The organism is Methylovulum sp. (assembly GCF_028687615.1).
Classification (GTDB): Bacteria; Pseudomonadota; Gammaproteobacteria; order Methylococcales; family Methylomonadaceae; genus Methylovulum.
In genome coordinates, this window is the sequence record NZ_JAQTZU010000008.1 from 77,645 (window position 1) to 103,659 (window position 26,015).

Below are 26,015 nucleotides of genomic sequence, written 5' to 3' on the forward strand. Positions count from 1 at the left end.
CATCATCAGTTTAGTCCATCCCGCAAAACAACTGCAAAAACGATTATTCAGAGTATCTCCAAACGCTAACACCTTTTTCTGTAGGGGCGAGAGCGTGTATAAAGGTAAAAAAAACTAAGCGACAGCGTTTGTCGCCGTTCTGCAATCGATAATTATAAAGGTAGGTTATGGTAATTCCTGGTCATTCTGATAAACGCACACTGCAAGAGACTACAGCATCCCATGATTTGGAAGGTTGTTTGGATGGTGTATTAGCGACCGGAGAGTTGTACGGTTGGGCGTATTCTTTATCTGATTCGCTACGGCGAATAGACGTGTATTTGACAGTGGATGATATTGCGATTGGCAAGACCATAGCGGGCTTGATGCGGGATGACCTTTATGCTGCCGGAAAAACTGACGGTACCTGTGCTTTTGAGTTTAAACAAATTCCTATGCCCGTTCTTAAACAGCTAAAGCCGGGCAGTAAGGTACAGGCTTTTTTTGATGCGGAACAACGGCATGAACTCACTAATAGCCCACTGCCATTAACGGAAACCTTGGCCCGGCAGTTGTACTGGTTTGCGCTTGACCCTGGACGTGAGGATTTGACGCTCGATGAACAAAAATTCGCCTTGCTGGAATTGCTCAATCCCTTGTCAAATTGTGATGCCGTGCTCGGGGAGGAACGGGTTTATATTTGCTTACTGGGATTTTGCCGAAATCTTTTGCGGCTTGGGCATTACCAATGGTTACAAGCGCATCTGGCCTTGGATTTGATCCAGGCGCGTTGTTGCTTGGGACATCCTGCGTTTGAGCTAATTTTAATACGCGCCATTTCAAGCCAGGCAACTGCTTCCTTGGCTTCGGATGAACTGCAATTACTGGAAACCGCACTGTTTAGCGAATTGCACAGTCAGCGCAAACTATCGCTGTCTGTTTATAGCGGGACTATGTGTGATGCCATTGTTTGGGGCTACCGCGATTGCCATTTAATGTTGTTAAATGACACGATTTTGCTCAGCCAATTATCTTTTCGTTTTTTATATTTGCTGGGGATCGCCCTTGCCAGCCTTTACCAAGATTTTCCATTCGCTGCGAATGTATTAGATTTCATACGCCGTAATAACGCGTATTCCAATGACCTTGCGCTGCTGGAACAGTGTGGCAAAATCAACCGCTTCTTAGGTAGGAATTATGAGGCCATGCAGGATTTTGCAGCGGCTATCAAAAACCATTCAGAATCTGCTTTTGTTTATCAAGAAACGGCGGCATTGCAAACCATACTGTGTGAAGGTCGCGTCAACTTAATCCGCCAATCAATGCCGCGTATTTTGGCGATGATTTTTAGAAGCTTCCAGCTTGATCCACATCGTGGTGGCAAACTTCAATATCTTGCCGATAATTTTTTACGGCAATTTTTCCAAAGCAGTGTGGGGCACACGGAGGCGATGGCAAAGGCTGGCGATATTGCTACGGCTTTGCAGGAAAGACGGGAAGATTTAGCGGCCTTGCTTGCCGCGATAGATGCCGTCCAAACCTTGGCGGGACAAGGCTGTTATCAAGGGTCGGCGGCTAGTAAACCTGCAAAGCGCCGCTTCGGACATGTCCTGTTTATTGGCTCGAAAGACTTGTGGCAATGTTATCAATATCGGGTGCAACAAAAAATGGACCAGGCCCATACCTTGGGCTACCAAACAGCATACAGGGACATTAATACCCTGGACGATGAAGCGTGGAAACGCGATATGGCTTTTACCGATGCCCTTTATATTTGCCGTGTACCCGCTGTGTACACCATTTTCAAGCTGGTGGCTTATGCCCATCAACTGCAACTCCCGGTCATTTATGATATTGACGATTATTTGTTTGACGAGCGGTATTTCCCCGCCCCGCTAGAATCCTATGCGGGTACGATTGATGAGGAATTCCATACCCATTTGGTCATGGACAATCCGTTTTTTGAATCTGCCCTGCATCTCGCCGACGCTATCACTTGTTCGACACAACCTTTGGCAGAACGTATCACTGATGTTGTCGGGCCGGATAAAGCGGTGGCGGTGCATCCCAATTTGCTGACTCCCAGCCTGCATTTGGTGGCAAGGCAATGGTATAAAGCCGAAAAGGAAACGAAAACCATCGAGCTTTTTTACGGCAGTGCGACCAAAGCGCATAAACAGGTCATTTATGAAGTGTTTGGGCCGGCTTTAGTGCTTATCTTGGAGCGTTTTCCGGCGGTTAAATTTACAGCCTTTGGCTATTTCCAACTGCCCGCCGAATTGGAGTCTTATGCCGATAGGATTGAATTTCGCGAACCGACCTCAAACCGTGATTACTATTTAAAACAACTCAGCCATGCTGACATTAACATTGCCGTATTGGAACAAGACCCGTTCACCGATTGCAAAAGTGAGATCAAATGGCTGGAAGCGGCGGTTTTTGGTATTCCCAGCATTGTCACCCCTACCGGAACCTATCGGAAAGTCGTGCAAGCCGAAAGGGAGGTGTTGTTCGCCGCCACTACCGAAGAATGGGTGCAACAACTGACAAGGCTGGTTGAATCGGTCGAATTGCGCCAGCGCATTGGCGAAAACGCCCGGCAATATGCCCAGGAACACTATAATCCTGGTGTGGGGGCCAACATTCTCCAGCGCACTTTGTCGGCTTATTCCGAGCCAACACCACCAACTCGGTCAAAGCGTCAAAAATCCCGCTTGTTGTATGTCAATGTGTGGTTCACGCCGCAAGCGGTGGGCGGGGCAACACGGGTGTTTGAATCCCATGTGCGGATGTTGGTGGAAGCGTATGGCGACGATTACGATGTGTATGTGCTGACCAGCCAGCTCGACTCCGAACACTTCGAGCCTTATTCAATTGAGCAGTTTTTGTATGGCCCGGCTTTGGTGACGCGCCTGAATGTCCCCTTGCGCGATTGGTCGGATATTCACGATGAAGCTGTTTATGCCTTTTGTGTGGAGTTCTATGGCAAATATGGCTTTGACCTCATCCATTTCCATGCCCTGCCCATCTTGACCGGATCGGTGGTCGATGCCGCGCTGGCACTGAAAATCCCTTATCTTATTACCTTGCATGATGGTTGGTGGTTATCAAAATACCTGTTTCTGATTACCGAGGAGAACGAATTAATTAACACCCGTCAGGCGTTTTCAGAGATAGACACGTTTGCCAGGCAACAACCTTTATATGCCCTTTTAAATAGTGCCAGGGCGGTGTTGGCGGTATCCGACAAGTTCCGCGATATTTATGTCGATGCCGGCATCACCCAAACCCAGACCAATGAAAACGGTTTGGCCTTATTTCCGGTGTTGCCGCGCATTCCATCGACACCCCCAACAGCACCGAAAGTGCGCGTGGCCCACATTGGCGGGGCCAGTTATCACAAGGGTTTCGATTTGTTTCGGGAAGCCGTGGTGCAAACCGACCTCAAGCATATTGAAGTCCATATCATTGACCACAGCCTTGAATCAGGCCAGGTCTATCACAGACAGTGGGGAAGCACGCCGGTCATTTTTCGCGCGAAGTATAAACAGTCCGGGATCAATGCCATGTATGCGGCAATGGATGTGCTGGTCGCCCCTTCGATATGGCCTGAATCCTATGGTCTGGTCACCCGCGAAGCGGCTTATGCGGGAGTGTGGGTCATCGCTTCCGATAGGGGGGCGGTTGGCGATTGTGTCGAAGACGGTGTTAATGGCCGGGTGGTTCCGGTGGATGACGCTTCGGCCTTACAAGCGGCATTGCTGGAAATAGACGCCGATCCTGAGCGGTTTCTGGTGCAATGCCCGCAAAAATCCGTGCGGACAGTTGCCGAACAGGTTGCAGAATGTGTGGCCTTGTATAAGGAGATTTTGGCGGGGGCTTAGGAACGCGAAAACGGGGGGCACATTTGGAAATGGGTCAGAACCCGATTTTTGGCGTACCAACTTGGGTTTTTACACCGTTTATTGTTCAGCGGCTGTTGCTGAAATAACCCGCTGGGCGGTATCAATGCCACTTTGCATGGAATGGCTCATTAACATATCCCGCCATTCCCCGTATTTGCCACAACCGTACACGCCATTTTTATTCAGGTAAGCAAAAATCAGCTCAAGGGCCGCGCGTGTTTTATGGTTATAAATGATATGCCCGTAACGGACATTGTGCAGCCATTCAACCGCGACAGGATCTTGGCTGCCCAGAATACCCAGTCGTTTCAGGCCGGCATAAATCCGCTGGCGGACTTCTTGCCCTGAAAGCGGGTAGCGTTGTTCATGATGGGCGACTTCCACCGTCAAACTGTCCGAACCACACGGTGCACAAGCTTTTGAGTAATGCGTCGGGATGGAGACACGGTAAAAGTCCGTGTCTTGCCTGGGAATGCGCCCAATAGCCCAGGCCGGTGATAAGGGCTGGTCTATCCCTAAATTTAAAATATACAGCGAGCTATAAACCAATTGTTCCGCAGCCTCAGTGATTGCTGTAGGGACATTTTTTATCAACAAAATGATTTCCGGCAACGGCAAGGAGAGCACCAGATGCTCAAAAAACGCCTGGTGATGGTTGGCAAACGTCACCTGTTTTTTCTCCAGATCAATTGCTGATAAAACCTGTCCGAAGTGAAGCTGGTCATTGGGTAAAGTGGCCATCATGGCTTTAGGCAGGTTGTCGATGCCACCTGCATGTGGATACTTGAAACGGGCATCATGACCGCCACACGCTGATTGTGTGGTCACTTTACTAACGCCAAACAACTGGGCCAAGGCGGGCGGCTGGATACGGTTAGGCATACTGCCATCAATACCGGTCAACGGGAAACGCATGCGTTTGGTTTCATAACCTTGGAAAAACAATTCAAACAGTGTTTTCCCTGATTGGGACAGGATATGCTCCTGAAAATTGTTGGGTTTGGGCGGAGACCGCGTGGCATTGCGGTGCAGAATATCTGAAAAAATCTGTATCTTCTGTTTTAAGGTTAGGTGATGCAGATGATGCTGAATCGGTGCGGGAATGTTCAATACTTTAGATGTTTCAAGAAAAATGGTCGATTGGCAAGCACAGCCTTCAAGATCAAGGCTAAGCCGGTCAAACAGTTTTGGCGTGTCTAAAATGACATGTGGCCCATAATCAAAAGTAAAGCCATCCATACGCTCACTTCGGGTAAGCCCACCGGGTACAAGCTCTTTTTCAAATGCCGTGAAAACAATGCCCTGTTGCTGCAATTCCATTGCACAAGCCAAACCGCTGACACCTAAACCGACTAAAATAACTTTTGACATTATGGGTTACCAGAAAATGCAAGGGAGTATGAATTATGGCCTATAACCCCTTGTTTTGAAAGCGGAGATGCTTCCCTGCATTTCCGATGATTGAATTAGGAAGATTTCTATCGGAATGGCAGGGGTTTAAATGTACGGTAGTTTTGCAAGGGTTTGCGAATGCGTATTCAGTGTTGTTTGCAGGTTTTTACGTTATTAGCTAAGTCACCGCATTAGCTAAGTCACCGCAAAATGCCTAATCCTGAATCCACCCCCAAATTCTGCGCCCGATGGCGTAAATAATGATCCATCAACACTATCGCCACCATCGCTTCGGCTATTGGCGTGGCGCGGATGCCGACGCAGGGGTCGTGGCGGCCTTCGGTGATGACTTCGGTGGCCTCGCCGTGGGTGTTGATGGTGCGGCCTGGCAAGCGTAGGCTGGACGTGGGTTTTAGGGCGATACTGGCGCGGATGTCCTGACCGCTGGAAATACCGCCTAAAATGCCGCCTGCGTGGTTGCTTAAAAATCCTTCCGGTGTGATTTCGTCGCGGAATTGGGTGCCTTTCGCTTCGATGCAGCCAAAGCCGTCGCCGATTTCCACGCCTTTAACGGCGTTGACGCCCATCAAGGCATAGGCCAATTCTGCATCCAAGCGGTCAAAAATCGGCTCGCCCAAGCCTGGCGGTACGTTGCTGGCGATAACTTCAATCCTCGCGCCTATGGATTCGCCTTCTTTGCGCAGGGCATCCATGTAGTTTTCCATTTCCGCAACTTTATCACTATCTGGGCAGAAAAACGGGTTGCTGTCGATGACGGCCCAATCCAGTTTGTCGATTTTGATCGGTCCCAGTTGCGACAAATAGCCCCGGATCAACATCCCTTCCTGTTCAAACAAATATTTTTTGGCAATCGCTCCCGCCGCTACGCGCATCGCGGTTTCCCTCGCCGATGACCTGCCGCCGCCGCGATAATCACGGAAGCCATATTTTTGCTGGTAAGTGTAATCGGCGTGGCCTGGGCGGAAGGTTTCGGCGATTTTGCCGTAATCTTTTGAACGTTGGTCGGTGTTTTCGATTAACAAGCCAATCGGGGTGCCGGTGGTTTTGCCTTCAAACACGCCGGACAATATTTTTACTTCGTCGGCTTCGCGGCGTTGTGTGGTGTGGCGGGATGTGCCGGGTTTGCGTCTATCCAAGTCGAATTGTAAATCCGCCTCGCACAAGGCCATGCCCGGAGGGCAACCATCAACGATGCAACCGATGGCTGGGCCGTGGCTTTCGCCAAAGCTCGTGACAGTAAATAATTTTCCTATGGTATTTCCAGACATGTTATGGCAACGCTTTTAAGAATTGTTGGTGATAAAAGTTGACTTGCTCGGCGGTGAGCAAAAATACGCCGTCGCCGCCACGTTCAAAATCCAGCCAGTAGAATGGCACTTCGGGGAATCTGTCTTGCAAGGTTGTGGCGCTGCTACCGACTTCGACGACTAAAATTCCGGTGTCAGTCAGGTAGTTGTCGGCATCGGCGAGGATGCGGATAACGATGTCCAAGCCTGTTTCGCCTGCTTTCAGGCCCAGTTCCGGTTCGGCATGGAATTCAGCGGGCAGCTCTTGCCATTCGTCCAAGCTCACATACGGCGGGTTGCTGACGATGATGTCGTAGCGGGTTTCGGGCAGTTCTTCAAATAAATCGGACTCGTACAAGCTTACCGCTTCAGTCAGCTTATGTTGCTTGACGTTTTTGTCTGCAACGGCGAGCGCGTCTGAGGATAAATCCACGGCATCGACATAGGCTTCCGGGAAGGCATAAGCACAGGCAATGGCGATACAGCCGCTGCCGGTGCATAAATCCAAAATGTTCATGACTTGATTTTCATCCACCCAGGGCGAAAAACGTTGTTCGATCAGTTCGGCGATAGGTGATCTGGGAACAAGGACGCGCTCATCGACATAAAAAGACAAACCGGCAAAAATGGCTTCGTGCGTCAGATAAGCGGCCGGGAGGCGCTCGTTAATGCGGCGGCTAACAATTTCAATGATTTTTTGGCGTTCGTCCAAAGTCAAGACGGTGTCCAGATAAGCATCGGCGAGGTTGTATGGCTGATAAACGGTGTGCAAGACCAACGCGGCGGCTTCGTCAAGGGCGGCGACAGTGCCGTGTCCAAAACTGATTTGGTTTTCAGTAAAGCGGCTGGCTGCCCAGCGGATATAGTCACGTAGGGTGGCCAGGGTGGTCAAGACTTCTGAAGGGGGTGTTTGCATAATGTCAGGTGTTGGGTGGGTAAGTTATTGGTATAAATAAAGAAAATGCCGGAATGGGTTTTATTGAATTTCAGGGCGGCGTAAAGTTTACAAAATCCCAAGGATGCTTCCATAGTCCCTCGTTCTGTCCAATTACCAGGAATGGATCAAAACTTTTCCGCTTTTTTCCGTGCTTCTTTAGCCCCTTCAGGATCGTTCTGCATATCCCTTGCGCGGGCAATGAGCAACCAGCTATGTTTTTTGAGTTGCTTGTCGTTAGCCGCCAATTGGAGTGATTTTTTAGCCATTTCTTCTGCCAACTTAGGCTTGGATTGCTTCAAACGCAAGAGCGCCAGCTTATAGAATAATGTCGGATTTTTGGGTTCAATCCTGAGCGCCCGCTCGATAGTCATCGACGCTGATTCAACATTGCCCTTGTCGGTGCTTTTATTGGCGGCTAACACCAAGGTGTCGACCACGGGCGATAAGGGCGCGAAAGTCTGTAAAGGCTCAAATGGAGGTGGCGGCGGCGGTGGAGGGGGCGGTGGCGGAGTTTCAACCACTGGCGACGGAATAGAGGGTGTCAGTGTGGTGGTGGTGTTTTGTCCCGACGTGGAAGAGGGCTGTGTTGGTGGTGTTCCTTGTCCGTCAGGTGCTAAGGCTGTTGCCGAGGGTTCCGGGGGGGCGGTTGTTGCAGGTGTTGTTTTTCCAGGTTCTTCTGGTTGAGTAGGTGTGGAGGTGTTGCTCAAATCAGTCGTCGCAGTATTTTCTAAATCCGCCAGTTCCTTTTCCTGTTCAGGGGTTAGTAGATCCCGTGCCGGTTCATCAGGTAATGGCTCAGGTTTTAATTCTATCGGCGCAGAGATGGCTCCGGTTTCTTCAATCGGCTTGGTTTCGACGTTGGTGTCGGGATTTTCGGCAACCGGTTCCGGGTTAGGCTCGGCTGCTGGAATATCCTGATAAACAACGGGAGGGTTTTCATAAACAGGCGCGGGTTCCCGGAGATGGAGCAAATCTTGGGTACAAGCCGAGACGAAAACTGACAGTGAACAAATGAAAAAAAGTCGTTGAGTTAGCATGTAGTGGCTGCATCCAGACGATCTGACCCCCGTAACAACGTTAGGCGAAAGCGGGTGTTTGATACGGTGAATAAAAGTATCCCGATTATAAAGAGCTTATTGCTTTTCTACCAGCTTGGTAAAACAATCTTTGATTGCGGATCAAAAAGGGATGTCATCATCAAAGTCATCATAAGTCGGTGGTGCAGGCGGCATGGCTGCGCTGCCAGGTTGCGGGGCAGGCCGTGGTGCGGACGGGTTGGCTTGGTAAGCGGGCCTTGTACTTGGTGCTGTTTGAGGATCGGCGCCAAAATCGCCCGTGCCGCCGCTACGGCTGCCCAGCATGTGCATCTCTTCGGCGACAATTTCGGTGGTGTAACGGTCTTGCCCATCCTGGCCCTGCCATTTTTGGGTGCGGATGCGTCCTTCAACGTAAAGCTGGCTGCCTTTTTTTAGATATTCACCGGCAATTTCCGCCAAACGCGCAAAAAACACCACCCGATGCCATTCGGTTTCTTCGCGGTTATCGCCTGTTTGTTTGTCTTTCCAGCGGCGGCTAGTTGCCAGCCGGATCGTGGTCACCGCCCCGCCCGATGGCATATAGCGGATTTCAGGGTCAGCACCCAAGCGTCCGATTAACATGACTTTATTTAGCATGATTACTCCAATCTGTCTGCCATTTCAAAATACTATGTGTGGCATTGGGATTTATAGGAAAATTTAACACCACAAAGGACACGAAGATAGAAGAAGGTTATTGATAAACCAGGTCTTCCCAGCTTTAGGTTTTGATAAGCTCGCCGTAATTTATTTCGCCCATCTATTTTTCGTGCCTTTCGTGGATGGTATCTGATGTCTAAGCTCAAGATTCCAACCGAAAGCCTAATTTTCTCCGGCGCGGACATCAAACTCAATTTTCCAGCGACCATCATCTTTTTGCGATACCGCGTGCAGTTCCAGCGTACCGACTTCGGTGACGGCGGCGCATAAATGCACGGGGATGACTTCGCCGGGCCGTCGGCCCGCTTCTGGCAAGGTGATTTCGATTTCCGCCAATTCTGATAGCTCATCATCGCTCCAGTAATCCAAACGGGTTCCGACCGGATCTTCACGGCGGCTATTTGAAGCGAAAAAGCGGAAGCGTACGGGTTCGCCGATAACCAGGCCGAATTCATCGTCGGGCAATTCTGCTTGGGTGCCTTCTTCCATGCCGAACGGCGCGATGCACAAGGCTTCCAGTTCGGGTGGCAAACCGGGTACGGCAGGCATTGCGCTTTCTATGCCGACATAATAAGACGCCGCCGTGCCGCCTTTAATACGCACACCGCGCCCTTTGCGGACAAAGCCATAATAGGCCGCGCCTCGGGCGACGGCGAGGTCGAGATCCGCACCCGCGAGCAAACGGGCTTCGGGGGCTTGTTCGGCGATGAGCCAGGAATTGAGTATCTGCATCAAACGTTCGGCGAGGGCGTTGGCTTTCAACACGCCGCCGTTGAACAGCACGGCGGAAGGATGCAGGAAAGTCGCGTGTTCCGGTAGATTGACATCGGGCAAGTCGCTAGTGGCATATTGCTGTTTGGACAAGAATGCCGCCAGATGGCGGGTGATGCCCGCATCTTGCGCATAGGGCAGGCCGGCAGTCCTTAAACCCGCGCGGGTGCGGCTGACCGGACGGTCGCTGATGGCGACGGTGGGCAAAAAGCCTTCGACCAGCACACGGTTGACTTCTTCACGGGTGAGTTCGGTGCGTAAGGTGCCGCCGATGAGTGAGGAGCCACGGTTGGCGACGACCAAGGGGATGGTGTCGGTGCTGTTGTCGGTGAACAATTTTTCTTTGGCATCGCGGCAACCGTGCGTCAAGGCTTGGATTTGCCAGGGTTGTAGGCGTTGCCCGTCTTTTTCCAATTTGGCTTTGACGGTGTACGCCAAGGCCAAGTCCATATTGTCACCGCCGAGCAGGATATGGTCGCCGACGGCGACGCGGGTCAATTCCAAATTACCGTCTTGCTGGGTAACGGCGATGAGCGACAAGTCAGTCGTGCCGCCGCCAATATCGACGATCAGGATAATGTCGCCGCAGTTGACTTGTTTACGCCAGTCGCCCTGGCTTTTTTCTATCCAGCTATAGACCGCCGCTTGCGGTTCTTCCAGCAGGATGGCTTGGTGTAAACCCACGGTGCGGGCGGCTTCGACGGTCAACTCACGCGCCGCCGGATCAAATGACGCGGGTACGGTGATGACCAAATCCTGCTCCGATAACGGTGCATTGGGATGCAGGTGTTGCCAAGCGTCACGCAGATGCTGCAAATAAGCGACGCTGGCTTGGAAAGGCGAAACGCGGGTGACTTCCTCAGGAGAGTCGGCAGGTAAGATGGGGGCTTTGCAATCGACTCCGGCATGGCAGAGCCAGCTTTTGGCGCTGGCGACCAGACGGATCGGGGTTTTGCTGCCCAGATTGCGGGCGATTTCCCCGACCAAAAAATCCGGTTTGGCTGTCCAAGGCAACGCGGTGGAACCTTCCGCCAATTCGGCTTCATGGGCCTGGTACAAAAAAGATGGCAGTTGATAGTTGTCTTCGACCATGCCTGGCGCAGTCAATTGCGGGATTGCCATGACTTGCTGGGAGAACTCGTCATCGGCAAGACCAATAGCAGAATATGACAATACGCAGTGTGTCGTGCCCAAGTCGATGCCGACGGCAAAGTGTTGTCCATCTGAATTTGCTTGGGTTTGCACTGGCTCAATAATAGGGTCGGCAAATGCGGGCGCAGATTCGGTGGGCTGGACAGAAGTTTGTGGCGTTTCCGGCTGGCTGTTTTCAGATTGGCTGGGGGCGGGTGTTTCCGGTTCAGCGGCAGGTGCGGTGATAACAGGCGTTGCTTCCGGCTTGGTTTCCTGAAGGTTTTCCTGAATTTTTTTAATATGGTCAAACAAACTCATAGTTCCACCTCGGCGGCAGCGACGATGGCTGCATTGTAGCCTTGCGTCAATTTGGGCAAACGGATGTTGGTGACTTGCCAGCCTTTATGGATCAGCGTACCCGTGAACGGTGCTTTGCCGACAATATTGCCGGTCAAGCGCACAGAACCGGCGTCAAATCCTGGCTGTATCGTGATTTTGCCGCCTTCTTGTTCCTGGCGTACTGGAGCCAGCGTGAAGTGTTCATTAATGGCTTTATTGCAGCCTTCATGGACCACGCGTGCGGCAATGCCAATATCGGCATCGCTGTAGGTGGTGATGTTTTCTTTGATAAAGTCGAGGAAACGCGCTTCTTTTTGCAATAACCCCAGCAATTGCAGGGCGGCATCGGGCGTTGCTTCTTTTAAAATCACGGGTTCCGGTGCGGGGGCGTGGACGATTTTTTCAACCTCCACTATTTTTTCAACTTCTACTAATTTTTCCACCTCGACAACTTTAACAATCGGTTCAGCCGCTTGCTGGATGATCGTGGGTTCTGCTGTTGGTTTCCGGCGGCGTGAGAGGCTAATGACCATAACCAGAAGAATGATGACGAGCATGAGCGATAACAGCACAACCGCACCGGCGAGACCCACATGCCAGATGTCGAAAGTTGTCGGTTGCAGGGTCAAATCTATGGTGTATTGTGTATTCATGGCTAATTGGGGTGTTATTGTTGTTGCGGTTGGCCCGATTTACGTGCCGCTTCGGCAAACATCAGGTTTTGCAAGACATTGCGGGTAATTTGCATACGCATTTGTTTGAGGTGGCGGTCGGCAATAATGGCAGGGACTTTTTGCGCCAGATAAACTTCCCGCATTTTCGCCAGCACAGGTTCGCACATTTTGGTGATGGTGTCGGTCGCCAAGCGGGTGTCCATCAATTTATAAGCCGGTTTTTGCATTTCATCGGAAACACATTTTTTATATTGGAATTTTGCTTTTTGGATTTCGGCGATGGTGGTGTCTGATAAGTCTGTGTTGTGCCATTCGTTTTTGGCATCTGTAGCGTAGCCATTCATGCTGACGAGCATGACGGCCAACAATAAAAGTATTTTGCTCATGATATTCCCTAACTAAAGGATAAATGGAATCTAAGAACTTTCGATTTTACGCTATTGGTTTAAAAATGAATAACCGATTAATAAGACCTTTCAGGTTTTTTAAACCTGAAAGGTCTAGCTTCTTGCTGGATTATTGACTGTTGCGCAACGCCGCAATCCGTTCTTCCAGCGGCGGGTGGGTCATGAACAAACGGCTCATGCCGCCGCCGTTAATGCCAAACGCCGCCAATTGTGCCGGCATGTCAGGGGTTTCGTGGGCGCGTTGCAGGGCTTGCAGGGCGGCGATCATTTTTTCCGTGCTCGCGAGTTTGGCACCGCCCGCATCGGCGCGGAATTCACGGCGGCGTGAGAACCACATCACCAATATGCTCGCCAAAATGCCCAGTACAATCTGCGCGGCTATTTGCGTGATGTAGTAAGCAGGGCCATTGCCACGTTCGGTTTTAAAGACGGTGCGGTCAACGACATACCCGATAATGCTGGCGAAGAAGAACACAAAGGTATTGACCACACCTTGCATCAAGGCCATTGTCACCATATCGCCATTGGCGACGTGGGTGAGTTCATGCCCGATAACGGCTTCCACTTCGGCTTCGTTCATATTGTGCAGCAGGCCGGTGCTGACCGCCACCAGCGCACTGTCGCGGCTCATACCCGTGGCGAAGGCATTGGGCGCGGAAGTGTCAAAAATGCCGACTTCGGGCATCCCGATACCCGCTTGTTGTGCCTGGCGGCGGACGGTATCAAGCAGCCATCGCTCTGTTTCGTTACTGGGATTTTCGATGACAGAAACGCCCATCGCTTGCTTGGCTGACCATTTTGACATGACCAAAGAAATGACCGAACCGCTCATGCCGATGATGGCGGACATCATCAGCAACGCTTTTAAATTGAGGTTTACGCCTTGGGCATCGAGTGTGCTTTGGAGTCCAAACAGATTAAAAATCAGGGTCACGACAATCATGATTGCCGCATTGGTTGCTAAAAACAGAAAAAGTCGCATCATAGTGGGAACCTTCTTAAGGTGTTGTAGAAACGGTTACTCAGATATAGGGATGGAAACGGGTGAATTCAATCATCCTTCAAGGTCACTTCATTCAGAACGTGTTTTAAAAGCGTCGCGAGCGGCTCGAGTGCAACGACTGCAGGGATGCAGGAGGTAGAGCAACGCAGGAGCAGTTGCCGAGGCGCACGGAACGGAGAAACCGGAGTGTACTGGACGTACATGAGGATTTCGAGTACCGCGCAACGCAGCAATCGAGCCGCGTAGCAGCTTTTAAAACACGTTCTCAGGGTCATGCCAATCAGAGTCATTATATAGTGTTAAAGTTAATTAACGGAGATCATTGATATGCGATTAAGTTTTCTGAAAATTTTGGTGGCGGGTGTGTTGTCAGCAACGGTTGGTGCGGGTTGGGCGATGGAAAATCATCAGGAGCTGTTAAAAAACCTGCATTTGCCTGAAGGTTTTAGCATTTCGGTCTACGCCGATAATTTGCCGAATGCGCGAAGCCTGGCCTTGGGCGATAAAGGCGTGGTGTTTGTCGGCACCGGCAAGGAAGGTAAGGTCTATGCGGTTGCCGATAGCAATGGCGACGGTGTTGCCGAACCGCACCAGTTGGTCGCCAGCGGTTTGACTATGCCCAACGGCGTGGCTTACAAGGACGGTGCGCTGTATGTCGCCGCCATTAACCGCATCCTGCGCTACGATGCGATAGGCCAGCATCTGGATCATCCGCCCGCGCCTGTGGTCGTGTACGATAAATTTCCTGAAGACAAACATCATGGCTGGAAATACCTGCGCTTCGGGCCGGATGGCAAGCTCTATACCGCTGTCGGTGCGCCGTGCAATATTTGCAATCCTGAAAAAGACATTTACACCGCGCTGGTCAGGCTCAATCCCGATGGCAGCGATTTGGAAATCCTGGCGCGGGGCATACGCAACACGGTCGGTTTTGATTGGCAACCGCAAACTAACGAATTGTTTTTCAATGACAACGGACGCGATTATTTAGGTGAAGACGCACCGCCCGATGAATTGAACCGTTGGGCTGGTAAAGGCGGACATTTTGGTTATCCGTATTGCCACGGCGGCGATATTCCTGATCCTGAATTTGCCGCCGGCAAAAAATGCGCGGATTTTACCGCTCCCGTCTGGAAATATCCCGCGCATGTCGCCCCCTTGGGAATGCGTTTTTATCAAGGTGGCCTGTTTCCAGCCGAGTATAAAAATCAATTGTTCGTCGCCCAGCACGGTTCATGGAACCGTAGCGAACCGCAAGGCTACAAGGTGGTGTTGGTCAAGTTTGACAAGCAGGGCGAAGTGGTTGCCGAAGAAGATTTTATCAGCGGTTGGCTGGATAAAGACGGTGCAGTGTCAGGACGCCCGGTGGATATTTTGGCGTTGCCGGATGGTGGGCTGTTGGTCAGTGATGATAAGAATGGCCTGGTTTATAAGGTTTCTTATCATTCCAAGCACTGAAGGATGTGTTGAAGTTTATGTAATGAAGCCATTCAGGGTTTATGTCCATCAGGGTGCAAAAAGACTGGAAGCTCTAAGGATTTGGCTAAAAATAACTTCCCGAACTGTCATTGCCGAAATCGTAGAGACCTGGCAGGTTTTTGAAACCTGCCAGGTCTTAAATCAGGAAGTTAATATTGGCCGAATCCTAAATCCCATACAGTTTATGTCGAACAATCGCTAGGGAAAACGCATGAATTGGTGTTCAAATTCTGTCTAGGTTTTGTTAAGCTTGTGTTAGTATTGCCATTTCAGTAATTGATGCAAAGAAGCAACCATGATCAACCCTAATGACGACTCGGCACAATATTTAATCAGCACGGTTTCTAAAAGATCGGGTGTTAAATCTGATCTGGTCAGGGCTTGGGAGCGTCGCTATCAAGCTGTGACACCAACCCGTACTTCTGGCGGGCATCGCGTTTATACGGCCCAGGACATTGCCCGTCTAAAACTACTCAATCAGGCAACCAATATCGGGCATAGCATTAGCCAAATTGCCCGATTGCCAATTGAGGATTTGAAACAATTGGTCAAAGATGAAACGGGGCTAAGTGTCCAGTCGTTAGCCCCGGCACCTGCTGGCGATAGGCTGTATCTTGCCGAAGAGTACATTGATAAATGTTATTTGGCGGTGTTGGCGTTTGATGCCAATGTGCTGGAAGCGCATTTTGAACATGCCATAGTCGAGCTGGGTTCAGAAGCATTCATTGAACACTTGTTGACGCCATTGCTGACCAAAATTGGCGAACGTTGGCGTAGTGGTGAACTCAGGCCGGTGCATGAACACATGGCTTCATCGATTATCCGCTCATTGACGTATATTTTACGCAATAACAATCCTATTTCCGCCCATGCCCCCAGAATGATTGTGTCCACACCTATCGGACAGTTGCACGAGTTGGGCGCATTGCTTGCGGCGATTATTGCCGAGCTGAAAGCTTGGAAAGTGACCTATCTTGGGGCTAATTTGCCTGCGGAAGAAATTGCCGCCGCTGTTAAGTTCACCAATGCGCGGGCGGTGACTTTGAGCATCAGTTTTAATGCCGATGATTTGACTATACCCAAAGAAATCAGACGCTTGAAAAAACTGCTGGGGCAAAATGTTGCGTTGATTGTCGGTGGTCGGGCGGCGGCGCATTACAAAGCTGTCCTTGACGAGGTTGGGGTGTTAAATATCCAAAGTTATGATCATTTTCGGACGGTTCTTGATGAATTGGCGGTTGATGCCTACAGTGGGCGGGAAACGGCAGGGGAAACGGTTTGAAAAATCTTGGGACAGTCAATTGGGGCAGTCAAGTGGCGATGAATTTTTGGCAAAGCAAAAAATTGCCTGAAATGACCGCCGAAGAGTGGGAGGCTTTATGCGATGGTTGCGGGCAATGTTGTTTGCACAAATTGGAAGACGAAGATACTGGGCAAGTGGCCTTGACAAGCATCGCTTGCGATTTGTTGAATATCAAAACCTGCCGTTGTCGGCGATATGGCGAACGCAGCCAGTTAGTCCCTGAATGTCTTGTTTTGCAGCAACATGATTTTGCCGAATATGGTCGTTGGTTGCCCAAAACCTGTGCTTATCGCTTGCTGGGTGAGGGCAAAGATTTGCCAGAATGGCATCCATTGGTGTCGGGTACGACGGAAAGCGTTAAAGCGGCGGGTATGAGAGTCAGCGGATATGCCTTGAAAGCCTCAAGGATCAAACGTTCTGAAGATTATGAAGACTATATTATTGAATGGCTGGATTAGTCTTTGATGTTGATCACAATGCCGGCGCCATCAACCGATTTTTGCTTTTCAATTTCCGGTTCCGGTGAAATAATCCAGCCGCCCTTAAGTTGAAATGGCGGTGCGGTTTTTTGGGGTTTAGCCGTGAATAATCCGTCAAACTCGTCCTGTGGGCTATGTTTGGTTCCAACCAATGCCGGTTTGCCAAAGTCTGGATTTTTAAAGGGGATGCTTAGGTCTAGTGGTGGTGCCGCTGTTTGTGTCCCCGCCATTTTGTTATTATCACCAACATCAGCCTCCGTTTTTGCCATTGTTACGGGTAGCTTTTGTTGGGATGAGGGTTTAAAGCCGGTTAGCAACACCGATGAAGCAGCCAGCAATACCAGGATAAACAAGCGATGAGTTTTCATATTGATTTCCCCACTTCAGTTATAAAGTTGCTTGGTCTTATTCATTGTTTCATAAACGCTTGTTGGGCAGAGAATTTCCTGTCCAAACTTTTAGAACGTGTTTTAAAAGCTGCTACGCGGTTCGATTGCGGCGTTGCGCGGTGCTCAAAATCCTCATGTACTCCAGTACACTCCGGTTTTTCCGCTCCGTGCGCCTCGGCAACTGCTCCTGCGTTGCTCTACCTCCTGCATCCCTGCAGTCGTTGCACTCGAACCGCTCGCGACGCTTTTAAAACACGTTCTTAGGCAAGCACTTATGAAACAATGAATAACTTATTGAAATTAATAACTTATTGAATGGATATTACAATCCCATAAGTTCTTGTACGGTATCCTAAATAATACTAAAGCCAGAACTTACGGGATTGTAATAATTGTATAGAAACAAAGCATAAATCAACTATCTTAAAGTAATATTATTTTGTCAATAAAACAGTGTTTAACTTGAGTGGCAGGAGCGGCCAATAAGGTGGTATGCCTAATCATTATCGAACAAGCGATAGGGCTTGACCCGCGCATTAAGCGGCTTAGCCCCGCTGCGGCTTATTTGCTGGGTTACCAGATTGCCGAATTGGTGGATAGACCCCTGGCAACAATTTGTGCCAATACGGATTGTGCCTACTTGCGGCGTTTGCTGCAAGACACCATCGCCGATAAAGCGGTCGAATGTGAGTTGCTCACGCAAGCACATAAACGGCTGCCGGTGCGGATAACGGCATCAGAATTATCCGCTCCAGATACCAACAAACGCGAAATTGCCCTGCTCATAGATTTCATAACCGCGGGCCAGCCAACCGCCGTAACCGGTTCCAATAAATGTCAAGAAATAGCCTCGGCATTAACAGAGAGCGAAGAGCGTTTCCGGCAAATGGCGGATATGACAGGGGAGTGGTTATGGGAGCAAGACCCGCAAGGCTATTATATTTACAGTAGTTCGGCAGTGCAGCAGATTTTGGGTTACACGCAGAATGAAGTGATCGGCAAACACTATACCCGGTTTTTGACCAAGCAAAATGTCGCCGATTTGAAAAATAATGCCGATAGCCAACATGCGTTTTACGATTTGATCAATTATCACCGCCATAAAGACGGGCATCTGGTTTTTACCGAATCGACGGGTATGCCGATAGTCGATGCGAATGGCAAGCTTTTCAAATGGCGTGGAGTTGACCGCGACATCACCGCCAAAAAATATTTCCAGGATGCGCTGATAGAAAGTGAAAGACGCACCCGCTTGATTATCGAAAGCTCCACCAACGCCATCGTCATTATGGATAGTTATGGCATCATCACCGACTGGAACCGGCAATCGGAAAAAATTTTTGGTTGGTCTGCCGAAGAAGCCATCGGTCAAAATTTGGATGAATTGATCGTGCCGCCCCGATTACGCCAAACGTTTCGGCAGTGGCTGAAATTGTTTTTGCACACGGGCAGGTGTCCTTGGCTAAATACCTTGCTTGAACAAGCCGCGATCCGTCGAAATGGTTCAGAATTTCCTATCGAACTGAGCGTGTCGCCGTTAAAAATCGGCAATAGTTATATTTTTAGCGGTTTTATCCACGACATCACTACGCGTAAAGCGGCTGAACAGCAAATCCGCGATGGGCAAATCACCTTGGCGATTGCCCAGAGTGAAATCAAAATAGCCCAGCAGATTCAAACTTCATTATTACCGTCTACACCGATACAATCGGCACATTTTGAAGTGACCGGCTTTTGTATGCCGGCGGATAAGATCGGCGGCGATTATTTCGATTATTTTTATCACAACGATAACTGCCTGGACATGGTGATCGCCGATGTGTCAGGGCATTCCATAGGCCCCGCGTTATTTATGGTCGAAACACGTAGTGTGATCCGCACCCAGGCCAGCCATTCGGGAGAGCCAGCGGCTATTTTGGGGTTGCTCAACCACTTTCTGTTTGAGGATTTAAATAAGGCCGACTTCTTCATCACGGCATTTTATTTACAATACGATATCGCCAGACAACAGCTCAGTTACGCCAATGCCGGACATTCACCGCCGTTATTGCTTCGCGCCCAAGCGGGTGTTTGCGAATTATTGGATGCGGACGGCATGATTTTGGGTGTGCGCAAGGCGATTGTCTTCGAAGAAAAAAACTTGCTGTTAGGTGAAGGTGATGTGGTGTTGTTGTACACCGATGGGCTTACCGAAGCCGATAATGCCCAAGGTGAATTTTTTGGCCTGCAACGGGTTGGTGATGTGTTGGTGCAGCAAGCCGGCCAAAGCCCGCAAACGGTTATCGCCGCACTATTCAAGGCATTAAAAGATTTTTGCCAAAAAGATTCGTTTAATGATGATATTACCTTGTTGCTTTTTAAACGGCGTTAATGCCGGGTACATGGAATACGGTTTCGGTAGTTTTTATTCCAAATCTCTCTTGAAAATTCCTCGGTAACGTCACAAGATGCTGGTTAATAACCTGTTTTAATGCCCTTTAACTTAGCCGTGCGCGAGTTCTGGTAACTGTGAAATAATAGCCTTTACGCACAATATTTTTAACGACGATATAACAACATTATGGCGCAATATATCTATTCCATGAACCGGGTCGGCAAAATCGTCCCGCCGAAAAAATACATCCTGAAAGACATTTCCTTATCGTTTTTCCCTGGCGCGAAAATTGGTGTGTTGGGTTTGAACGGCTCCGGTAAATCCACTTTGCTGAAAATTATGGCAGGCATCGACAAGGAAATCGAAGGCGAGGCGATACCGCTGAAAGGCATACACATAGGTTATTTGGCGCAAGAGCCACAACTCGACCCCAATAAGACCGTGCGCGGCAATGTCGAAGAGTCCGTCGCCCATGTCAAAACCGCCTTGGGTGAATTGGATGCTGTTTATGCGGCCTATGCCGAGCCGGATGCCGATTTTGACAAATTGGCGGCGGATCAGGCGCGTCTGGAAGACATTATCAACGCGATGGACGGGCATAATATTGACCGCAAGTTGGAAGTCGCCGCCGATGCGTTGCGCTTGCCGGATTGGGACGCCGAAGTCAGCAAATTATCGGGCGGGGAAAAACGTCGGGTCGCGCTGTGCCGTTTGCTGTTGTCCAACCCCGATATGCTGTTGCTCGACGAGCCGACCAACCATTTGGATGCCGAATCAGTTGCTTGGCTGGAGCGGTTCCTGCACGATTACACAGGTACAGTCGTCGCCGTGACCCATGACCGTTACTTTTTGGACAATGTCGCGGGCTGGATTTTGGAGTTGGACAGAGGCGCCGGTATTCCGTGGGAAGGCAATTATTCCAGTTGGTTAGAACAAAAAAGTGCCCGTTTGCTGCTGGAAGAGCGTCAGGAGTCTTCACGCCAAAAAGCCATGAAGCAAGAATTGGAATGGGTGCGCACCAATCCGAAAGGCCGTCATACCAAGAGCAAGGCGCGTCTGGTGCGGTTTGATGAATTATCATCGGTGGAAGTGCAAAAACGCAACGAAACCCAAGAGATTTACATCCCACCCGGGCCGCGTTTGGGTGATGTCGTGATCGAGGCCAATAATATCAGCAAGGGCTTTGGTGATCGTTTGTTAATCAATGAGTTGAGCTTTAAATTGCCACCCGGCGGCATAGTCGGCATTATCGGTCCGAACGGCGCGGGTAAATCGACCTTGTTTAGAATGATGGCGGGCTTTGAACAACCGGATTCCGGCACCTTGACAATGGGGCAAACCGTGCAATTGGCCTATGTTGACCAGTTGCGCGATGATTTGGATGCCAATAAAACCGTTTGGGAAGAAGTTTCCGATGGTTTGGATGTGATCACCGTCGGCAAATACGAAACGCCATCACGCGCATATCTGGGGCGATTTAACTTCAAAGGCGGCGACCAACAAAAGCGTATAGGCGATTTGTCCGGCGGCGAGCGTAACCGTGTGCATTTGGCGAAATTGCTGAAAACCGGCGGCAATGTCTTGCTCCTTGACGAGCCGACCAACGATTTGGACGTAGAAACCTTGCGGGCATTGGAAGAGGCCTTATTGTCTTTCCCTGGCTGTGCCGTGGTCATTTCGCATGACCGATGGTTTTTGGACCGCATCGCCACGCATATTTTGGCGTTTGAAGGTGATAGCCAAGTGGTGTGGTTTGAAGGTAACTACGAAGATTACGAAGCGGACCGCCACCGCCGTTTAGGTAGCGATGCCGATAATCCAAAGCGGTTGAAGTATAAGAAGCTTGCTTAAGGAATGGTGTTCTATGTTGGAAAATATGCAGGACGGTATCGAATATATTTATTTACGCGGGAATCATGAGCAAACCTTGCTGGATTTTTTGCAGGAAGTTTCGGTCGGTCTTGGCTTGCTTATGGCGGACAGGCAACTTTAGCGAGCTATGGTGTCAATGTCGCAAAAATACCTAGCAAACGCGAAGAATTTATTGATATTCAAAGCCAGTTGAGAAACCACTTACCCGAAACCCATTATCGTTTTTTTACTCTGAACCCACAGTTCCTACATGTTGGGGAGGTATTTTTTTGTCCATGCCGAGATTAATCCGCGCTATTCCCTAGCAAGGCAAAGTCCCGAAGATTTGCTATGGATCCGCGATGAATTCACGAGCATTAAAAAGCCATTTGAAAAAATTATTGTCCACGGCCATTCGGTGACGGACGAGCCGGAAGTGTTCCCCAACCGTATTGGCATTGACACCGGAGCCTATGCCTTCGGTGTGTTGACCTGCCTCATTTTAGAATCAGATCAACAAAGGCTGATCCAGGCCCATTGTTGATCTTTTAGTCCGCAACCTTAATTTTCTTTTTACGGTAATTGTGTCCATAGAAAATTTCGGTCACTTCTTTTTGCAGTTTCTTTTGAATTTCCGCTTTTTCAGCCGCACTTAGATTACTTTCTTTTTCAAACAAATAATTCTCTAGTTCGGTTTCCTTGAGCATCATCTTCGTGTGGAAAATATTTTCTTGATAGACGTTTACGTCAATCATCTGGTAGCTTTCTTGCGTATCCCTGGCGATATAATTCTGGATTGACGTGATATTGTGGTCGATGTAGTGTTTTTTGCCGGAAATGTCGCGGGTGAAGCCACGCACACGGTAATCCATGGTCACCACATCGGATTCAAAGCTGTGGATCAGGTAATTCAACGCCTTCAGTGGTGAGATGCGCCCGCAAGTCGAAACGTCAATATCCGCGCGGAACGTGCTGATACCATTGTCGGGATGGCTTTCTGGGTAGGTGTGGACGGTGATATGGCTTTTGTCCAAATGCGCCAGCACGGTTTCCGGCAACGGGCCGGGTGACTGGCTGTTCATGCTCAACGGCGGCGTCACATCGCCTTCGGAAATCAGCATGGTGACGCTGGCGCCTTGTGGGTCGTAGTCCTGATGGGCGATATTGAGGATTTGTGCGCCAATAATCTCCGCGACATCTTTCAGGATTTGCGTCAGGCGGGTGGCGTTGTACGCTTCATCAATGTATTCGATATACGCCTGTTGTTGTTCGGCAGGGGCGTAGCAAATATCGTAGATGTTGAAACTGAGCGACTTGGTCAGATTGTTAAAGCCGTGTAATTGCAATTTGTTCAAAATAATTAAACCTCGATAATCTCAAAATCATGGGTGATTTCAACTGCTTTGCTTAGCATAATGGATGCAGAACAGTATTTCTCTGCGGACAGCTTGACTGCCCGATCCACCGCTGACGCTTTCAAGTCATGTCCGGTGACAATAAAATGCAAATGTATTTTGCTGAACACGCTGGGCACGGCATCAACGCGCTCCGCCGTGACTTCGGTGGTGCAGTGGGTGATGTTGTTCCTGCCTTTTTGTAAAATCTGCACCACATCAAATGATGAGCAGCCACCTACGCCCAATAATAGCAGTTCCATCGGGCGCGCACCCATATTGCGTCCGCCGTGGTCGGGTGGGCCGTCCATGACCACTGCATGGCCGCTACCCGATTCGCCGACAAACATGACTCCGTCTATCCATTTGATTGTAGCTTGCATGATTATTTTTCCCTCTAGCGAAAAAAGACACATAGGTTAGCATATAAATTTACATTGATAACGTTCCGATGTTGATTTTTTGTTAAAATCCTACGCTGAAAATTTGCTCCACCACAAAACACAGGATTCACGATTCGTATGACATTGGACACCACACAAAAAGCCTACAGAAAGGAAGCGTTAGAAGAATTTCTAAAGCTCTGCCATAAAAAGCACCATCCTGCCAAAACTATTATCATGAAACCTGGGGACAAAGGCGACCAACTCTATTTCATCATCGAAGGTTCGGTCAGCGTTTGCGCCGAGGATGTTGATGGCAAGCAGGAATTGATACTGGCTTATGTCAATAAAAATGAGTTTCTCGGCGAAGTCGGCGTTTTTAAAAAACCGGAAATACGCAAAGTCACGGTCAAAACCCGTTGTGCGAGCTATCTTGCCGAAGTCGGTTATGACCGTTTTCGGGAAATGCTGAAAAATGAACTCCTGCAATACGCGCCGGATTTGCTGTACATGATCGGCGAGCAATTATCAGAGCGTTTGTTGACCACCAGCCGCAAATTTACTGATTTGGCGTTTATGGATGTCGAAGGCCGGATTGCGCGTACTTTGCTGGATTTGTGCAAAGAACCAGATGCAATCACCCATCCCGATGGTATGCAGTTGCATATTTCCCGCCAAGAAATTGGCCGTTTGGTAGGCTGTTCTAGGGAAATGGCGGGGCGCATTTTAAAAGAACTGGAAAATAAAAAATTGCTGACGGCACACGGCAAGACAATAGTCGTATTTGGCACACGTTAGTTTGGTGATTTTCAAGAAAACGGAAAGTGCGGTACCGGCAGGCTTAATCGCGCCTGAATCTGTTACAATGACCGGCATATTAAACAATACAGATACTTGCCGCGATCACGCGCCCTAAACGTTTTCATAACTTCAAACCCAGTAGAACTCAGTGGATTTAAAACACATCAGAAATTTCTCCATTATTGCGCATATCGATCATGGCAAATCGACGCTGGCAGACCGCTTTATACAAATTTGCGGCGGTTTGACCGACCGCGAAATGTCCGCCCAAGTGCTGGATTCGATGGATATTGAGCGCGAACGTGGCATCACCATCAAAGCCCAAAGCGTCACCCTGGATTTCAAAGCCAAAGATGGCGAAACCTACCAATTGAATTTTATCGACACACCTGGGCATGTCGATTTTTCTTATGAAGTCTCCAGATCCTTAGCCGCTTGTGAAGGCGCGTTGCTGGTGGTTGATGCGGCGCAAGGTGTGGAGGCGCAAAGCGTAGCCAACTGTTACACGGCGATAGAACAGGGTTTGGAAGTCGTGCCCGTTCTGAACAAAATCGATTTGCCGTCCGCCGAACCTGAACGGGTACAGACCGAAATTGAGGAAGTGATCGGCATCCCGGCTGATGAAGCGTTGATGATCAGCGCGAAAACTGGTTTCGGCGTTTATGATGTGTTGGAGCAATTGGTGCTGAAAGTGCCGCCGCCGCAAGGAAATCCTGAAGGCCCCTTGCAAGCTTTGATCATTGATTCTTGGTTTGATAGCTATCTGGGCGTAGTTTCCTTAATCCGCATCATGCACGGTAGCATCCGCCGCAAGCAAAAAATCACCATCATGTCCACGGGTAAGTCGTTTTTGGCGGAGAAAGTTGGTGTGTTTACGCCTAAACGTTTGGAAAAAGACCTGTTAAATACCGGCGAAGTAGGTTTTTTGGTTGCGGGTATTAAAGATATTTTTGGTGCGCCGGTGGGTGATACCATCACGTGGACGGACAAGCCAGCGGCGGAGCAACTGACTGGATTCCAGCGGGTGCAACCACGGGTTTTCGCCGGGCTTTATCCGGTCAGTTCCGACAATTACGAAGACTTGCGCGAAGCCTTGAACAAGCTCAACCTCAACGATGCCGCCTTGCAATTCGAACCGGAAACGTCGCAGGCCTTGGGCTTTGGTTTCCGTTGCGGTTTCTTGGGCATGTTGCACATGGAAATTGTCCAGGAACGCTTGGAACGTGAGTACGATGTCGATTTGATCACCACCGCGCCGACGGTAATTTACGAAGTCATCACGCAAACTGGCGACATCCTGATGGTGGATAATCCGGCAAAATTGCCCGACGGCGGCATGGTCAAAGAAATCCGTGAGCCGATCATCCGCGCTAATATTTTAGTGCCGGAAACGTATCTGGGGGCGGTAATCACGCTGTGTATTGAAAAACGTGGCATACAAAAAGACATGCAGTTTGCCGGACGGCAAGTCTCCTTGCATTATGAAATGCCGCTCAGCGAAGTTGTGCTGGATTTTTTCGACCGCCTGAAATCGGTTAGCCGTGGCTTTGCATCGTTCGATTATGAATTTTTACGTTTTCAAGAAGCCGATTTGATCAAGCTGGATGTCTTGATTAATAACGAAAAAGTCGATGCCTTGTCAATTATTGTCCATCGGGATCTAAGTAATAACCGGGGGCGTGATCTGGTCGAGAAAATGAAAGAGTTGATTCCACGACAAATGTACGAAGTGGCTATCCAGGCGGCGATAGGATCGAAAGTCATCGCCCGCTCCACGGTCAAAGCCATGCGTAAAAATGTCACCGCGAAATGTTATGGCGGTGATATTAGCCGTAAGAAAAAGCTGCTGGAAAAACAAAAGGCAGGTAAAAAGCGCATGAAACAGGTGGGCAGCATCGAAATTCCCCAGGAAGCCTTTTTGGCTGTTTTGCAACTAAACAAGGAATAATCGCTCCTTTATTCTTTCTTAACTACACACAAA

Annotated in this window: 22 protein-coding genes; 10 read left to right on the forward strand and 12 right to left on the reverse strand. The window is 49.5% G+C overall.

Going from position 1 to position 26,015, the window contains the following annotated elements:
- The first annotated feature begins 167 nt into the window (after nt 1-167).
- On the forward strand, nt 168-3,863 hold the full coding sequence (locus tag PHH59_RS06575) for a glycosyltransferase (RefSeq protein ID WP_300013049.1): 3,696 nt from the start codon (nt 168-170) through the stop codon (nt 3,861-3,863).
- A 78-nt stretch (nt 3,864-3,941) separates the two neighbouring features.
- On the opposite strand, the gene PHH59_RS06580 is transcribed toward PHH59_RS06575, so the two are convergent.
- The 9 genes from PHH59_RS06580 to htpX form a co-directional block, all read right to left on the reverse strand.
- Nucleotides 3,942-5,255, reverse strand: coding sequence for an FAD-dependent oxidoreductase (locus PHH59_RS06580; RefSeq protein ID WP_300013052.1), 1,314 nt, complete (start codon nt 5,253-5,255; stop codon nt 3,942-3,944).
- Nucleotides 5,256-5,476: 221 nt separating this feature from the next.
- Nucleotides 5,477-6,565: a chorismate synthase gene (gene aroC / locus PHH59_RS06585; protein ID WP_300013055.1), complete on the reverse strand. Its 1,089-nt coding sequence runs from the start codon at nt 6,563-6,565 to the stop codon at nt 5,477-5,479.
- 1 nt (nt 6,566) lies between these two features.
- A complete protein-coding gene (prmB, locus tag PHH59_RS06590; protein ID WP_300013058.1) occupies nt 6,567-7,499 on the reverse strand; it encodes a 50S ribosomal protein L3 N(5)-glutamine methyltransferase in 933 nt (310 codons plus the stop codon).
- A 146-nt stretch (nt 7,500-7,645) separates the two neighbouring features.
- Nucleotides 7,646-8,557 carry a hypothetical protein gene (locus PHH59_RS06595; RefSeq protein WP_300013061.1) on the reverse strand — a complete coding sequence of 304 codons (912 nt, stop codon included), beginning with the start codon at nt 8,555-8,557 and terminating at the stop codon, nt 7,646-7,648.
- Between the two features lie 141 nt (nt 8,558-8,698).
- Nucleotides 8,699-9,193 carry a single-stranded DNA-binding protein gene (gene ssb, locus PHH59_RS06600; protein ID WP_300013064.1) on the reverse strand — a complete coding sequence of 165 codons (495 nt, stop codon included), beginning with the start codon at nt 9,191-9,193 and terminating at the stop codon, nt 8,699-8,701.
- A 225-nt stretch (nt 9,194-9,418) separates the two neighbouring features.
- Complete coding sequence (locus tag PHH59_RS06605; RefSeq protein WP_300013067.1) at nt 9,419-11,476, reverse strand: Hsp70 family protein; 2,058 nt, start codon at nt 11,474-11,476, stop codon at nt 9,419-9,421.
- Entirely contained in the window at nt 11,473-12,150 is a 678-nt protein-coding gene (locus tag PHH59_RS06610; protein ID WP_300013070.1) for a DUF2760 domain-containing protein, read from the reverse strand. The genes PHH59_RS06605 and PHH59_RS06610 overlap by 4 nt, the downstream gene beginning before the upstream one ends.
- Before the next feature lie 14 nt (nt 12,151-12,164).
- A complete protein-coding gene (locus PHH59_RS06615; RefSeq protein ID WP_300013073.1) occupies nt 12,165-12,557 on the reverse strand; it encodes a hypothetical protein in 393 nt (130 codons plus the stop codon).
- A 130-nt stretch (nt 12,558-12,687) separates the two neighbouring features.
- The gene (gene htpX / locus PHH59_RS06620) at nt 12,688-13,563 is read right to left on the reverse strand and encodes a protease HtpX (protein WP_300013076.1); all 876 of its coding nucleotides are present in this window, start codon (nt 13,561-13,563) and stop codon (nt 12,688-12,690) included.
- A gap of 345 nt (nt 13,564-13,908) precedes the next feature.
- Here htpX and PHH59_RS06625 point away from each other — a divergent pair, with 345 nt between their 5' ends.
- The 3 genes from PHH59_RS06625 to PHH59_RS06635 all read left to right on the forward strand — a co-directional run bounded on the left by PHH59_RS06625 (nt 13,909) and on the right by PHH59_RS06635 (nt 16,821).
- Entirely contained in the window at nt 13,909-15,039 is a 1,131-nt protein-coding gene (locus PHH59_RS06625; RefSeq protein WP_300013079.1) for a PQQ-dependent sugar dehydrogenase, read from the forward strand.
- A gap of 316 nt (nt 15,040-15,355) precedes the next feature.
- Nucleotides 15,356-16,342, forward strand: coding sequence for a MerR family transcriptional regulator (locus tag PHH59_RS06630; protein WP_300013082.1), 987 nt, complete (start codon nt 15,356-15,358; stop codon nt 16,340-16,342).
- Nucleotides 16,343-16,380: 38 nt separating this feature from the next.
- Entirely contained in the window at nt 16,381-16,821 is a 441-nt protein-coding gene (locus PHH59_RS06635; RefSeq protein WP_300013251.1) for a YcgN family cysteine cluster protein, read from the forward strand.
- Here PHH59_RS06635 and PHH59_RS06640 read toward each other — a convergent pair.
- Nucleotides 16,818-17,210 (reverse strand): hypothetical protein, encoded by a 393-nt coding sequence (locus tag PHH59_RS06640; RefSeq protein ID WP_300013085.1) that lies wholly within the window; start codon nt 17,208-17,210, stop codon nt 16,818-16,820. The two genes, PHH59_RS06635 and PHH59_RS06640, sit on opposite strands and share 4 nt — an antisense overlap.
- A gap of 508 nt (nt 17,211-17,718) precedes the next feature.
- On the opposite strand from PHH59_RS06640, the gene PHH59_RS06645 reads away from it, so the two are divergent.
- The 4 genes from PHH59_RS06645 to PHH59_RS06660 all read left to right on the forward strand — a co-directional run bounded on the left by PHH59_RS06645 (nt 17,719) and on the right by PHH59_RS06660 (nt 22,000).
- Nucleotides 17,719-19,602 carry a SpoIIE family protein phosphatase gene (locus tag PHH59_RS06645; RefSeq protein WP_300013088.1) on the forward strand — a complete coding sequence of 628 codons (1,884 nt, stop codon included), beginning with the start codon at nt 17,719-17,721 and terminating at the stop codon, nt 19,600-19,602.
- A 189-nt stretch (nt 19,603-19,791) separates the two neighbouring features.
- Nucleotides 19,792-21,456, forward strand: coding sequence for an energy-dependent translational throttle protein EttA (ettA, locus tag PHH59_RS06650; RefSeq protein ID WP_300013091.1), 1,665 nt, complete (start codon nt 19,792-19,794; stop codon nt 21,454-21,456).
- 13 nt (nt 21,457-21,469) lie between these two features.
- On the forward strand, nt 21,470-21,598 hold the full coding sequence (locus PHH59_RS06655) for a hypothetical protein (protein ID WP_300013094.1): 129 nt from the start codon (nt 21,470-21,472) through the stop codon (nt 21,596-21,598).
- 129 nt (nt 21,599-21,727) lie between these two features.
- Complete coding sequence (locus PHH59_RS06660; protein WP_300013097.1) at nt 21,728-22,000, forward strand: hypothetical protein; 273 nt, start codon at nt 21,728-21,730, stop codon at nt 21,998-22,000.
- Between the two features lie 4 nt (nt 22,001-22,004).
- On the opposite strand, the gene speD is transcribed toward PHH59_RS06660, so the two are convergent.
- Both speD and PHH59_RS06670 read right to left on the reverse strand, forming a co-directional pair.
- Nucleotides 22,005-22,811, reverse strand: a complete 807-nt coding sequence (speD, locus tag PHH59_RS06665) for an adenosylmethionine decarboxylase (protein WP_300013100.1) — start codon at nt 22,809-22,811, stop codon at nt 22,005-22,007.
- 5 nt (nt 22,812-22,816) lie between these two features.
- A complete protein-coding gene (locus PHH59_RS06670) occupies nt 22,817-23,233 on the reverse strand; it encodes an OsmC family protein (protein WP_300013103.1) in 417 nt (138 codons plus the stop codon).
- Between the two features lie 138 nt (nt 23,234-23,371).
- On the opposite strand from PHH59_RS06670, the gene crp reads away from it, so the two are divergent.
- Both crp and lepA read left to right on the forward strand, forming a co-directional pair.
- Nucleotides 23,372-24,031: a cAMP-activated global transcriptional regulator CRP gene (gene crp, locus PHH59_RS06675; protein WP_300013106.1), complete on the forward strand. Its 660-nt coding sequence runs from the start codon at nt 23,372-23,374 to the stop codon at nt 24,029-24,031.
- Nucleotides 24,032-24,182: 151 nt separating this feature from the next.
- On the forward strand, nt 24,183-25,982 hold the full coding sequence (lepA, locus tag PHH59_RS06680; RefSeq protein WP_300013109.1) for a translation elongation factor 4: 1,800 nt from the start codon (nt 24,183-24,185) through the stop codon (nt 25,980-25,982).
- The last annotated feature ends 33 nt before the right edge of the window (nt 25,983-26,015 follow it).